This window comes from Lentzea roselyniae, assembly GCF_039537795.1.
Taxonomy (GTDB): domain Bacteria; phylum Actinomycetota; class Actinomycetes; order Mycobacteriales; family Pseudonocardiaceae; genus Lentzea; species Lentzea atacamensis.
Window position 1 is genome coordinate 69094 of record NZ_BAABBE010000024.1, and the last position, 14660, is coordinate 83753.

Annotated in this window: 3 protein-coding genes; all 3 read left to right on the forward strand. The window is 71.9% G+C overall.

Translation table 11 applies throughout. The features are described from left to right. The first annotated feature begins 1 nt into the window (after nucleotide 1). From ABFX45_RS33495 to ABFX45_RS33505, 3 genes are read left to right on the forward strand one after another with little or no spacing between them, the layout of a single operon-like run. Nucleotides 2–12220: an amino acid adenylation domain-containing protein gene (locus tag ABFX45_RS33495; RefSeq protein ID WP_346134362.1), complete on the forward strand. Its 12219-nt coding sequence runs from the start codon at nucleotides 2–4 to the stop codon at nucleotides 12218–12220. Beyond that, nucleotides 12217–13407 carry a serine hydrolase domain-containing protein gene (locus ABFX45_RS33500; protein ID WP_346134364.1) on the forward strand — a complete coding sequence of 397 codons (1191 nt, stop codon included), beginning with the start codon at nucleotides 12217–12219 and terminating at the stop codon, nucleotides 13405–13407. Before ABFX45_RS33495 ends, ABFX45_RS33500 begins: the two co-directional genes overlap by 4 nt. After that, the gene (locus ABFX45_RS33505) at nucleotides 13404–14648 is read left to right on the forward strand and encodes an MFS transporter (protein WP_346134366.1); all 1245 of its coding nucleotides are present in this window, start codon (nucleotides 13404–13406) and stop codon (nucleotides 14646–14648) included. The genes ABFX45_RS33500 and ABFX45_RS33505 overlap by 4 nt, the downstream gene beginning before the upstream one ends. Nucleotides 14649–14660: the final 12 nt, after the last annotated feature.

Consider the following 14660-nt stretch of genomic DNA (forward strand, 5'->3'; position numbering starts at 1 on the left):
CGTGGGGGACGAGATGGGCCTTTCGCCCGAGCAGGAGAAGCGGATCGCGTCGCTGCCGGAGCACCTGCGGGAGCTGGCCCGGCGCACGCTGGCGGGCGGGGCGGCGGAGGCGGCCGACCGCATCCCCGCGGTGCGCGGGGACGACCTGCCGGCTTCGGCCGCGCAGCAGCGGTTGTGGTTCTTCCACGAGTTCGAGCCGGAGAGCGTCGAGTACAACGCCCCGCTGGTGCTGCGGCTGACCGGCGAGCTCGACGTCGTGGCGCTGCGCCGCTCGCTGGACCTGGTGGTGCGGCGGCACGAGTCGCTGCGCACGACGTTCGGCTCGGTGGACGGGCGGGTGCGGCAGGTCGTGCACCCGCCGGCCGAGGTGCCGGTGCTCGTCACCGACCTGACCGGCGCGGGTCCGGAGGCGCTGGACGAGGTGCTGCTCGCCGAGGTGACCACGCCGTTCGACCTGCGCACCGGGCCGTTGTTCCGGGTGGGCCTGGTCAAGCTCGGTGCGACCGAGCACGTGCTGGTGCTCGGCATGCACCACATCGTCGGCGACGGCTGGTCCACCGGCATCCTGCTGAACGAGCTGACCGCGGCGTACACGGCGGAGGTCCGCGGTGAGCAGCCGGCACTGCCGGAACTGCCGGTGCGGTACGCGGACTTCGCGGCCTGGCAGTGGGAACGCCTGCGCGGCGACGCGCTCGCGGGCCAGCTCGACCACTGGCGCGCGAAGCTCGACGGGCTGGCGCCGGTGGACCTGCCGTCGGACCGCCCCCGTCCCGCCGTGCGCACGTCGGCGGGCGCGGTGCACCGGTTCGAGGTCGCGGACGAGGTCGCACAGGCGTTGCGAGCACTGGCGAAGCGGCGCGGGGCGACGCTGTTCATGGTGCTGCTGGCCGCGTCGAAGGTGCTGTTCTCCCGGTACGCCGGGCAGTCCGACATCGCGGTGGGCACGGTGACCGCTGGCCGCAACCGCGACGAGCTGGAGAACCTGGTCGGGTTCTTCGTCAACACCGTCGTCGTGCGGTCCACCGTGGACGAGGAGCGGTCGTTCGCGGACTTCCTCGACTCGGTCCGCGAGACCGTCGCCGACGCGCTCGCCCACGACGAGGTGCCGTTCCAGGCCGTGGTCGAGGCGCTGCGGCCCGAACGCGACCCCAGCCGCCCGCCGCTGGTGCAGGTGATGGTGAACCTGCAGAACGCGCCCGCCGGGCTCGACGGCGCACCGGGCCTGGTGATCGAGGACGTCCGCCCGCCCGCGCTCGCCACGAGTCTCGACGTCACGATCGACTTCCACGAGGGGCCGGAGGGCATCACCGGTTTCCTGGAGTACAGCACCGACCTGTTCGACGAGTCCACTGTGGACGGGATGGCGCGCGACCTCGGTTTCGTGCTGGAAACCGCGGCGGCCCAGCCGGAGCGGCCGATGCGGGAGCTGCCGCTGCTGCCCGCCGCCGAGCTGGAACGGCTGATCGCGGACGGCACCGGCGAGACCGTCGAGTTCGGTGCGCCGCGTCCCGTGCACGAGCTGGTCGACGAGCGTGCCGCGGCCACCCCGGACGCGATCGCGGTGCGTTCCGGCGACGCTGAGCTGACCTACCGCGAGCTGCGGGCCCGCAGCGCGAAGCTCGCCCGCCACCTCGCCGGACTCGGCGTCGGCAGGGGCACGCTGGTCGCGCTGTGCCTGCCCAGGGGCGTCGACGTCGTGGTCTCGCTGCTCGCCGTGCTCAAGGCGGGCGCCGCGTTCGTGCCACTGGATCCCGCCCACCCCGCCGGACTGCTCGCCCGGCTGCTGAGCGACGCGGCCGCGCCGGTGCTGATCACCGAGGACCAGGTCGCCGGCCGGCTGCCGGACACCGGTGCGCGGATCGTCCGCGTGGACACGGCCGAGTGGGAAGCCGAGCCTGCGGAACCGCTCGACGTCCAGGTGTCGCCGGACGACCTCGCCTACGTCATCTACACCTCCGGCTCGACCGGCACACCCAAGGGCGTCCTCGTCGAGCACGGCAACTGCCACCACACCGCGCACGCCTGGAACGCGCGCTACGGGTTCGACGTCCGCCCGCCGCGTTGCCTCTCCGTGTCGAACCCGTCGGTCGACCTGTTCGTCGGCGACGTGCTGTTGTCGCTGCTGTTCGGCGGCACCCTGATCATGTGCCCGCAGGACGTGCTGGGCGACCCGCGCGCACTGGTCGCGCTGATCGAGGACAGCGGTGCCGACGTGCTGGCCACGGTTCCCTCGGTGGCCAGGACGATCACCCGCGAGCTCGCCGCGCGCGACCGGCGCCTCGACGGGCTGCGGCTGCTCGCGGTCGGCTCCGAGGGGTGGCAGGTGCGCGACTGCGCCGAGCTGCTCGACCGGTTGTCGCCGGAGACCACCGTGGTCAACGCCTACGGCGTCACCGAGGCGACCGTGGACAGCACCGCGTTCCCGGTGACGGACGGCCTCGGCGCCGGTCCGTTCGTGCCGATCGGCAGGCCGCTGCCCAACACCAGGACCTACGTCCTCGACGCGTACGGCCGCCCGGTGCCCGCCGGTGTTCCCGGTGAGCTCCACCTCGGCGGTCCCGGTGTCGCCCGCGGCTACCTCGGCCGCGACGACCTCACCGCCGAACGGTTCGTGCCGGACCCGTTCGCGGGCGCCCGCATGTACCGCACCGGCGACCTCGTGCGACGGCTGGCCGACGGCACGCTGGTGTACCTGGGCCGAACCGACCAGCAGGTCAAGGTCAACGGGTACCGCGTCGAACCGGGCCAGATCGAACACGTGCTCGGCGAGCACCCGGCCGTGCAGGCGGCGGCGGTCGTCGCCCGCACGGCCGGTCGCACGCGCATCGACGCGTACGTCGTTTTCGTGCCGGGCGACGAGATCGCGGTCCACGACCTGCGCTCCCACCTGGCCGACCTGCTGCCCGCGCCCGCGCTGCCCGCCACGATCACCGTGCTCGGCGAGCTGCCGCTGACGGCGAGCGGCAAGACCGACTACCGCGCGCTGCCCGAGCCCGACGCGGCCGACCGGCAGGTCACCCACACCCCGCCTGTCACAGAAGCGGAGACCGCACTCGTCCGGATCTGGGCGCGGGTGCTGGACCTCGACCCGGAGACGCTGGGCACCACGCACAACTTCTTCGACCTCGGTGGCGACTCGATCCTCGGGCTCCAGGTCGTCGCGCAGGCGCGGGAGGCCGGCCTGCTGCTCACGTCGAAGCAGATGTTCCTGCACCAGACGATCGGCGAGCTCGCCGCGCGGGCGGGTGCGGTCGAGGCGGAAACCGTTGTGCCGCAGGTCGCCGAGGGCGAGGCACCGCTCACCCCGATCCAGCACAACTTCTTCGAGGAGACCCCCACCGCGCGCGAGCACGCGACGCAGTCGGTCTACCTGGAGCTGGCGGAGCGCGTCGACGCCGATGAGCTGCGCGCCGCGTTGCGGACGCTGGCCGAGCAGCACGACGCTCTGCGGCTGAGGTTCGAGGAGGCCGACGGGGAGTGGCGGCAGCGCTACGCGGACGACGGTGAGCACATCCCGCTCACGACGGTGCAGGACGAGGAGCAGGTCGCCGAGGCCCGAACGGGTCTGCGGCTGGACGACGGACCGCTGATGCGCGCGGTTCTGGTCGAAACCGGTGGCGCGCAACGGTTGTTCCTCACCGCGCACCACCTGGTGGTCGACGCCGTCTCGTGGCGGGTGCTGCTCGGTGATCTCGAGCGCGCTCATCGCGGTGCGGACCTCGGCCCCAAGTCCACCTCGTACGGCGAGTGGGCGCACCGGGTGCGCGACCACGTGGCCGCAGGGGCGTTCGACGCCGAGCTGGACCACTGGCGGCAGGCCGAGCAGACCGGCGCCCCGCTGCCCGTCGACGGCGCCGGGGAGAACTCGGTCGCATCCGAGCGCGAGGTGACCGTCCGGCTGTCCGAGTCCGTCACGTCGGCGCTGCTGCGCGACGTGCCACCGGTGTACCGGACTCAGGTCGACGACGTGCTGCTCAGCGCGCTCGGCACGGTGCTGGCCGACTGGACCGGCGACGACACGGTGCGGTTGCTGTTGGAGGGCCACGGCCGCGAGGACCTGTTCGACGGCGTCGACGTCAGCCGCACGGTCGGCTGGTTCACCACGCTGTACCCGGTCGTGCTGACCGTGCGGGAACGGGACTGGGACACGGTTCTCAAGTCCGTCAAGGAACAGCTCCGCGCGGTGCCCCAGCGCGGTTTCGGCTACGGCGCGCTGCGGTACCTCGCGGACACCGATCTCGGGCCCGGCTGGCCGCAGATCGCGTTCAACTACCTCGGCCGGTTCGGCGCGGAGTCCGGCGGCGGACTCTTCGGAGCGTGGCTGGACGTGCCGGGCAGCGACCGCGCGCCGAACCACACCAGGTCGTGCCTGCTCGACGTCACGGGACTGGTGCGGGACAACCGCCTGGAGTTCCGGTGGTCGTACTCGGCGAACCTGCACCACGAACGCACCGTGCGCGACCTGGCCGACCGGTTCGCCGACGCGCTGACCCGCATCGCGGAGCACTGCGCCCTGCCGGAGGCCGGAGGGTGGACGCCGTCGGACTTCCCGCTGGCGGCACTTGACCAGTCCACTGTGGACCGGATCACGGCCGGTCGCGCGGTGGAGGACGTCTACCCGCTGACGTCCGTGCAGCGCGGCATCCTCTTCCACTCGCTGACCGGTCACGGGTCCGACGTCTACCTGAGCCGGTTCGGCATGGTGCTCGACGACGTCGAAGATCCCGCGGCGCTGGCGCAGGCGTGGCAACGCGTCGTCGACCGCACCCCGGTGCTGCGCACCGAGATCGTCTGGCAGGACGTGCCGGAGCCGCTGCAGGTCGTTCGTGCGCCTGGACTTCGCGTGCCGATGGAGCACCACGACCTGCGTGGCCTGCGTCCGGACGAGCAGCGGGCGAAGGTGGAGTCGTTGTGGGACGAGCACTCGGCCCGCGAGCTCGACCTCGGTACGGCACCGTTGATGTGGCTCGCTTTCCTGCGCTTGGACGACACACGTGTGCACGTCTTCTGGTTCTCGCACCACATCCTGCTCGACGGCTGGAGTTTCGCGGGAGTGCTGTCCGACGTGTTCGAGCAGTACGCCGCCTTCACCGGCGCCCCGGCCGCACTCACCCCGAGGCGTCCCTTCCGGGACTACGTGGAGTGGCTCGCGGAACAGGACGTCCCCGCGGCAGAGGAGTACTGGCGGGGCGTGGTGGCCGGGATGACCGCCCCGACACCGCTGCCGTTCGACCACGCTCCCTCCGGCGCGCACCGGTCCCGCACCTCCGGCCGGATCGAGGTCGGCCTGCCCGCCGGTCTCTCCGAGCACGTGCTGCGGTTCTGCCGCGAGGCGCGGCTGACGCCGAACACCGTGATCCAGGGTGCGTGGGCGGCGTTGTTGTCGCGTTACAGCGGCGAGTCCGACGTGTGCTTCGGTGCGACGGTCTCCGGCAGGCCCGCCGACCTGGCGGGGGCGGGCGACGTGCTCGGCCTGTTCATCACCACCGTTCCCGTGCGCGTGGACGTGACGGGAAGCGACGACCTCGCCGGCTGGTTGCGGGCGCTGCAGGACACCGTCGCCGAGTCGCGCCAGTACGAGTACGTCTCGCCCGGCCAGATCCAGGGCTGGAGCGAGGTGCCGAGCGGCGTGAACCTGTTCGACAGCATCGTCGTCTTCGAGAACTACCCGTACGACGAGGCAGCGGCGTCGCGCAACGGCATCACGGTCCGCGAGTACGTCGGTGACGAGCAGACCAACTTCCCGCTCGCGCTGACCGCGCACCTGAGCGACTCGCTGCACCTGTTCCTGAACTACGACCCCGAGCTGTTCGCCGACGAGACCGTCCAGGCCGTGGCGGGCCATCTGAGCACCGTGCTGACCGCGTTCGCGGACGGTGCGTCAGGTCCGGTGGCCGGCCTGCCGTTGCTGGACGTGCGGGAGCGCGAGCAGCTGCTGGTCGGGTGGAACGGGCGGGAGACCTCGGAGGTCGCGGAGACGCTGCCCGAGCTGTTCGAGGCGAGGGCACGCGCGGTGCCGGACGCGGTCGCGATCACCGACGGCGCCACCACCCTGACCTACGCCGAGCTCAACGCCGCGGCCAACCGGCTCGCCCGCGTGCTGGTCTCCCGCGGTGCCGGACCGGGCCGGTTCGTGGCGCTCGTGCTGCCGAGGTCCGCCGAGCTGGTGGTGGCGGTGCTGGCCGTGCTGAAGGCCGGTGCCGGCTACGTGCCGATCGACCCGGACTACCCCGAGCAGCGCGTCCGCGAGGTGTTCGTGGACTCCGCCCCCGCGGTGATCGTCGCGACGTCCGGGATCGACGCGGACGTGCCCGTGGTGGTGCCGGCGGAGACCGAGCTGGCCGGACTGTCCGATGTGGACCTCGACCACGCCGGTCTCACCCCGGCACATCCCGCCTACGTCATCTACACCTCCGGGTCGACGGGCCGGCCGAAGGGCGTGGTCGTCCCGCAGTCGAACGTGGTGCGGCTGTTCACCTCGACCAGGTCTTGGTTCGAGTTCGGCGCGGACGATGTCTGGACGTTGTTCCACTCCTACGCGTTCGACTTCTCGGTGTGGGAGCTGTGGGGACCACTGCTGCACGGCGGCCGTCTGGTCGTGGTGCCGCACGCGGTGTCGCGCACACCGCAGGACTTCCTGCGGTTGCTGGCGGAGGAACGCGTCACCGTCCTCAACCAGACGCCGTCCGCGTTCTACCAGCTGATGCGCGCCGATGCGGAGAGCACGGGCCACACGCTGTCGCTGCGCTACGTGATCTTCGGCGGCGAAGCGCTCGATCCGCGCCGGCTGAACGACTGGTACGAGCGGCATGCCGACGACGCTCCCGCTCTCATCAACATGTACGGCATCACCGAGACGACGGTGCACGTCACCTACGCCCCGCTGACGGCCGCCACGACCGGCGGAGTGATCGGCGTGCCGATCCCGGATCTGCGCGTCTACGTGCTGGACGAGCGGCTCGCACCGGTCGCTGTGGGCGTCCCGGGCGAGATGTACGTGGCGGGCGCGGGTCTGGCCGACGGCTACCTGAACCAGCCCGGCCTGACCTCCCAGCGGTTCGTCGCGGATCCGTTCGGCGCGCCGGGCAGCCGCATGTACCGCACGGGTGACGTGGCGAAGTGGACCCGCGCGGGTGCGCTGGAGTACCTCGGGCGTTCCGACGAGCAGGTGAAGATCCGCGGCTTCCGCATCGAACCCGGCGAGATCGAGGCGGTGCTCACCGCGCACCCCGCCGTAGCGGAAGCGGCTGTCATCGCCCGCGAGGACGGTCCCGGCGGCAAGCGGCTGGTGGCCTACGTCGTCGGCGACGAGCCGTCGCCCGGTGAGCTGCGCGACCACGCCCGCGACCGGCTGCCGGGGCACATGGTGCCGTCCGCGTTCGTCGTGGTGCCGGAGATTCCGCTGACCCGCAACGGAAAGCTGGACCGCAAGGCGTTGCCCGCTCCCGAGCAGGACCAGGCGAGCAGGCCCTACACGGCTCCCGGCACGGCCGCCGAACGCGCGGTCGCGGACGTCTGGCGGGAGGTGCTCCGGGTCGGCAGGGTCGGCGTCGACGACGACTTCTTCGAGCTTGGCGGCGACTCCATCCTCAGCATCCAGGTCGCGTCCCGGCTGCGGTCGGCGCTGGGCGCGGAGGTCTCGCCCCGGCAGATGTTCGACACGCCGACCGTGCGGGCGCTCGCGGACGCGCTCGTCCCCGGAGAGCCTGCGCAGGAGCGCGTTCCCCGGCTGTCCCCGCAGCCGGAGCAGGCGCCTCTCTCCTTCTCACAGCAACGGTTGTGGTTCCTCGACGAGTTCGCACCGGGCACCGCGGAGTACAACATCCTGTCCGCCGTCCGGCTGCGTGGCGAGCTGCGCGTGGATGTGCTCACCGAGGCGCTGGCGACGCTGGCCGGTCGCCACGAGGCGTTGCGGACCACGTTCGACTACGTCGGCGAACGCCCGGTGCAGGTGGTGCATCCCGTCGGCGACCTGCCGCTGGAGCGCCTCGACGGGGCGGACGAAGACATCCTGCGGCAACGGCTTCGGCAGGAGATGACCCGTCCGTTCGACCTGCGCACCGGCCCGCTGGCACGTGCGTTGCTGGTCGAGGTCGCCGACGACGAGCACGTGCTCGTGCTGACGCTGCACCACATCATCACCGACGGCTGGTCGATGGGCGTGCTCGTCGAGGAGCTGAGCGCCTGCTACACCGCCGCGCTCGACGGTGGGCGGGCGGAGCTGCCGGAACTCCCTGTGTCCTATGTGGACTACGCGGTGTGGCAGCGGGACCGGCTGTCCGGCGCTGCGCTCGACCGGCAGGTGGACTACTGGCGCGAGCAGCTGGCCGGCGTGACATCGCTGGACCTGCCGACGGACCGTCCTCGTCCGCCGGTGCGCACGTCCGACGGCGCGGCGTGGTCGTTCGAGGTCGACGCCGAGCTGCTCGGCCGTCTGCGCGCACTGGCCCGTGACCGGGAAGCCACGCTGTTCCACGCGTTGGTGGCCGCGGTCCAGGTGTTGCTCGCGCGCTACTGCGGGCAGCGCGACGTCGTGGTCGGCACGGCGACCGCCGGCCGGGACCGTGCCGAGCTGGAGGGCCTGGTCGGCTGCTTCATCAACACCGTCGCCATCCGGTCCGATGTGGACGAGTCGCTGTCGTTCGCGGACTTCCTCACGGCGGTGCGGGCGACGGCGCTGGAGGCCTTCGCGCACGGCGATCTGCCCTTCGAACGGCTCGTCGACGTGCTGCGGCCCGAGCGCGACCCGAGCAGGAACCCCCTGGTCGAGGCGATGGTCGTGCTGGACAGCACGCCGGAGCACCGTCTGGCACTGCCGGGACTGGTGGCCGAGGAGGTCGAGTTCGACGGCGGCGACGCGAGCCACGACCTCAGCGTGGACTTCACCGAGCGCGACGGACGGCTGCTCGGCCGGATCAGCTACAGCACCGGCCTGTTCGACCCGGCCACCGTCGAGCGGCTGGGCCGGCACCTGCTGCTGGTGCTGGAAAGCGTGGTGGCGCAACCGGCCCGGCCGATGCGGGAACTGCCGCTGATCACGGCGGAGGAACAGCACCGGATGCTCACCGAGTGGGGTGGCACCCCGGTCGACTTCGGCCCGCCGGAACGTCTGCACGACTTGTTCGACGCGATTGCCGCGGAACACCCGGACGGCATCGCGGTGCGGTGCGGCACCGACAGCCTGAGCTTCGCCGAACTGCGCACGAAGGCCAACAAGCTGGCCCATCACCTGGTGGGCAAGGGTGTCACCGTCGGGTCGCTCGTCGGTGTCTGCGCCGACCGTGGCGTCGACGCGGTGGTGGCGTTGCTCGCCGTGCTCAAGGCGGGCGGCGCGTTCGTACCGCTGGAACCGGGCTACCCGGCGCGCCTGCTGAAGGACATGCTCGCCGACGCGGGAGCCGAGGTGCTCCTCTCCGGCGACGGGCTGGCCGAGGAGCACGGGCTGACGGCACGCCACGTCGTGCCGCTCGACTGGTCCCTTGTGGACGGATATCCGGACACCACGCCGGTCACGGAGGTCACGCCGGAGGACCTCGCGTACGTGATCTACACGTCCGGTTCGACCGGCAAGCCCAAGGGCGTCATGGTGGAGCACCGCAACGTGCACCACCTGGCCCGCGTGTGGGACCACCGGTACGGCCTGACCGGGACGCGGCCGAGCTGCCTGTCCGTCTCCGGGTTCGGCGTGGACCTGTTCTTCTCCGACTTCGTGTGGTCGACCCTGTTCGGCGGCACGATGGAGATCTGCCCCGCGGACCTGGTGACCGATCCGCCCGCACTGGTGGACCTGCTCGCCGAGACGCGCGCCGAGCTGTTCGTGACGGTGCCGGTGCTGGCCACGGCGATCGCGCGTGAGCTGGCGCGCCGTGGCACGCGTGCCGACTCGTTGCGCGTGCTGGCGGTCGGTTCCGAGGCGTGGCACGCCGGTGAGTGCGCCGAGCTGCTCGAGCGGGTCGGTCCGGACACGATCGTCGTCAACGCCTACGGCGCTACCGAGAACACGGTGGACGCGACGCTGCACGAGGTCTCTCGCGAACCGATCGGCGCCGGACCGTACGTGCCGATCGGCAGGCCGCTGGCGAACACCGGCATCTACCTGCTCGACCCGCACGGACGCCCGGTTCCCGTTGGCGTGACCGGAGAACTGCACATCGGCAGCGCCGGTGTCGGACGCGGTTACCTGAACCGGCCGGAGCAGTCCGAGTGCGCCTTCCTGCCCGACCCGTTCCGGACCGACCCGTACTGGCCGGACTGCCGGATGTACCGCACGGGCGATGCCGCGCGGTGGCTGCCCAACGGCGTGCTGGAGTTCCTCGCGCGCACCGACGACCAGGTGAAGATCCGCGGTCACCGGGTGGAGCTCGGTGACGTCGAACAGGCGTTGACCGGCCACGCCCAGGTGTTGAGCGCGGCCGCGGCGGCGCGTGCCGACGGCGGCACCGTCCGGTTGCACGCCTACGTGGTGCCCGCGGACGAGATCGACCTGCCCGACCTGCGCAGGCACCTCGTCCAGGTGCTGCCCGCGCACGCCGTGCCCTCGACCATCACCGTGCTGGACGAGCTGCCGCTGACCCAGAGCGGCAAGACGGATCGGCGGGCACTGCCCGCGCCCGAGCTGGAGGACGTGACCGGAACCCCTTACCTGGCACCGGGAACACCTGCCGAGGAGACCCTGGCGGGTATCTGGGCCGACGTGCTCGGCGTGCCCGCGACCAGCGTCGGCACGGGACACAACTTCTTCGAGCTGGGCGGCGACTCGATCCTCGGCATCCAGCTGGTGTACCGCGCCCGCGAAGCCGGTCTGCAGATCTCTTCGCGGGAGTTGTTCCTGCACCAGACACTCGGCGAGCTGGCCGCGGTCGCCCAGCCGGCCGGGACGCGCGGACCGGGGGACGAACCCGTGGTGGGCGAGGTGCCGCTGACGCCCGTGCAGCACGAGTTCCTCACCACGAACCAGGTCGCACCGCACCACTTCACCCAGTCGTTCCTCGCGGAACTGGCGGCGGACGTGGACGAGCAGGCCCTGCGCAGGGCACTCGACGCGGTGACAGCGCACCACGACGCGTTGCGCGCCCGGTTCGTCTGCGAAGACGGCCGGTGGCGGCAGTTCTACGCGCCGCCCGCGCAGGTGGACGTGCTCGCCCGGCAGGACCTGAGCGCGATCGGTGACCAGGACCTGCGCGCCGAGCTGGACAAGCGGGCGGCGGAGGTGGACGCGAGCTTCGACCTCGCGACCGGTCCTCTGCTGCGCGCGCTGCTGTTCGACCTCGGCACGCACCGGCGGCCGATGCTGTTCGTCACCGCTCATCACCTCGTGGTGGACACGGTGTCGTGGCGCATCCTGGTCGACGACATCGAGTCCGCGTACCGGCAGGCGCTCGCGGGTGAGATCCGGTTGGGCGCCAGGACTTCTCCCGCTGGTGACTGGGTGCGCGCGCTCGCCGGCCACGTCGCGGACGGAGGCTTCGCGGAGGACGTGGCGCACTGGGAGGCACTGCCACCCGCCGTGCCGCTGCCCGCCGACGGGCCGGGACCGGACGTGGAGGCGTCGACCAGGACGGTGTCGTTCTCCTTGACCGAACGGGAGACCCGCGCCCTGCTGACGCTGGCGCCGGCAGCGTTCCGCACTCGGGTCAACGACGTGCTGCTGTCCGGCCTGGCGTGGGCGCTGACGAGGTGGACCGGCGAGCAAAGCGTCGTCGTCGACCTCGAAGGCCACGGCAGGGAAGAGCTGTTCGACGACGTCGACCTCTCCAGGACGGTCGGCTGGTTCACCGCGATCTACCCGGTGGCGCTGCACGTGCCCGCGGGCGAACCGGACTGGCCGGCACTGGTGAAGAACGTCCGGCGGCAGCTGCGGGCGGTGCCAGGCAACGGCATCTCCTACGGCGCGTTGCGGTACCTGGGCGCACCGGGCGCGCTCGCGGACCGCGCGAACGCCGGGGTGCTGTTCAACTACCACGGCCAGGCCGGTGCGGGCGGCGCGGAAAGCCCGCTGTACCAGAGCTTCCACGACCCGGTGGGCGCACCTCGGCACCCGGCCGAGCGCAGGAGCCACGCGCTGGAGGTCGTCGGCGCGGTGAGCGACGGTGTGCTGGCGTTCGACTGGCACCACTCGGCGGACGTGCACGACGAGAAGACGGTCAGGCACGTCGCGGACGAGCACCTCGCCGCACTCCGCGCGATCGCGCACCACCTCGATCCGGAGGGGACGGCATGAACCCCTCCGAGTTGCTGGAACGCTTGGCGCGCAAGCACGACGTGCCCGGTTCCCAGCTCGTGATCCGGCGTGGCGGCGAGGTCTTCGAGGCGTGCCACGGCGTTACGAAGGAGTCGGCGTTCCCGTTGGGATCACTGACGAAACCGTTCACCGCGGCGCTCGTGCTGACGCTCGCCGAGGACGGTGACCTCGGTCTGGACGAGGTGCTGCCGCGGCTGCCGGTGACACCGCGCCAGTTGCTCACCCACACCGCGGGTCTCGCGGCGAACGTCGAGCAGCAGGAGAGGGTCTCGCGGAAACGTTGGGTCGCCCGCCACTGCCGGCCGGAGGACCTCGTGCACCGGCCCGGCGAGGTGTTCTCCTACTCGAACGCGGGTTACGTCCTCGCCGGGCACCTCGTCGAGGACGTCACCGGCGTGAACTGGTGGGACGCGGTCGAGTCGATCCTGTTGTGGCCGCTGGGAATCACGCCGTCGTTCGTGGCAGGGCCGCCGACCGAACGCCGGCCGGTGCCGGGGCACAGCGGCTCGCGGGTCATCACGGACCAGGCGTTGCCCGAGCTCGAGGCACCGGCGGGCGCGCTCGCGCTGAGCGCGGCCGACCTGGCGGCGTTCGCACTGAAACACGACGCCGCGATGCGCCAAGACCACCTGGCCGGGCACCCGGCGGGCCCGTACGGCCTCGCCGACGGCTGGGGTCCCGGCTGGGCGGTGTACCGGGAAGCGGGCCGCACCTGGTTCGGCCACGACGGCACCGGCGACGGCACCTCGTGCCACCTGCGGTTCGAACCGGACTCCGCGACGGTGGTCGTGCTGACCACGAACGCGGCCACCGGCTCGGCGCTGTGGCCGGATCTCGTCGACGAACTGCGGGCGGACGGCATCGCGGTGGCCGACCACCGGCCGGCGCCGGACGGACCCGAAGCGACTGAGGCACAAGCGGAAGAGCTGACCGGCCGGTACGCCAACGGCGACGCGCTGGTCGACGTCGCGCACCGCGGCGGCGGACGGCTGGACCTCTCGATCGACGGCGGGCCGGGCGTCACCGTGACCTGCCGGGCCGACCTGACCTTCACCGTGCCCGGCAGTCCGGTCACACCGGGACGGTTCCTGCCCGGTCGTCTGCTCCAACTCGGTGGCCGGACCGCCCGGCCGCTACCAGCACAAGGCAGGAGAACGTCACAGTGACGCCGACCGAGGCGGGAAGTGCGGTGCGGCCGTCCGTCCCGTTGTCCCGCAACCGCGACTACAACGTCCTGTGGATCAGCAGGCTCGTCTCCGAACTGGGCAGCGAGCTCGCGCTGATCGGCTTCCCCCTGCTGATCCTCGCCACGACGCGGTCGGCGGTGGAGATCGGCCTGGTCGCCACCACCATGGCGGTGGCGCTGCTGCTGGGATCGGTGCCCGCCGGCTATCTCGCGGACCGCTTCGACCGCAAGGTCGTGATGGTGGTGTGCGAGGCCCTGCGGGCGGTGGCGATGGCCAGCGTCGCGGTCGCGCTGTACTTCGACGCCTACTCGCTGCCGCACATCCTCGTGGTCGCGGCGATCGACGGACTGCTCGTCTCGGTGTTCGGTCCCGCGGAGGACGCCGCCCTGCCGAGCGTCGTCGCGCCGGAGCAGCTCTCGCAGGCGGTGGCACGCAACACCGCCCGCCCGTACCTCGCGAGCCTCGCAGGCCCGCTGGCGAGCGGCGTGCTGTTCACCGTGGACCACATGCTGCCGTTCGCGCTGAACGCGGCGATGCTCGTCCTGTCCTGCATCGCGTTGCTGACGCTCCGCCTGCCGAAGGGCGCGTCCCCGGCGGTGGAAGACGAGCAGGAAACCGGAGAACCGGTCGGGCTGCGCTGGGTGTGGCAGCACCGTCCTATCAGGACGACGCTGATCTGGGTCGCGCTCGTCCAGCTCGTGTTCAGCGCGCTGGTCGTCATCATCCTGGCCGTGTCCGGCGAGGACCAGGTCGGTCCCGGCGAGATCGGCGTGATGATGGCCTGCTTCGGCGCGGGCGGCCTGATCGGCGCCGCGCTCGCCGCCAGGCTGCACGACGCGCTGCCCGCGTCGGTGATCATCATCGGCTTCTCCTGGCTCGCGGCCGTGCTGATCTTCGTCATGGCCTTCACACCCGGCGGCGTGCTGCTGGGTGTCGTGCTCGGCGTGGTCGCGATGTTCATGCCCGTCACCGTCACGACGGTGATGACCTACCAGATGTCCGTCACGGCCGACGAGCTGCGCGGGCGGCTCAGCGGTCTCGTCGGTCTCTTCACCGGCGCCGCGGGCGCGCTCGGCCCGGTCGCGGGCGGTGCGCTCGCCTCCGGCGACGGCACGACCGGCCTGATGGCGTGCGCGGCCGCGGCCGCGGTGATCGCCGTCGGCGCCACCCTCAGCCCCACCCTCCGCCGTTTCCCGGCGCCCGGCAGGCAAGCGGCTTGACCTGTCTCCACC

Coding starts and splice junctions, on each gene's coding strand:
- ABFX45_RS33500 (WP_346134364.1), top strand. CDS start 12,217: ATGAACCCCTCCGAGTTGCTGGAACGCTTGGCGCGCAAGCACGACGTG.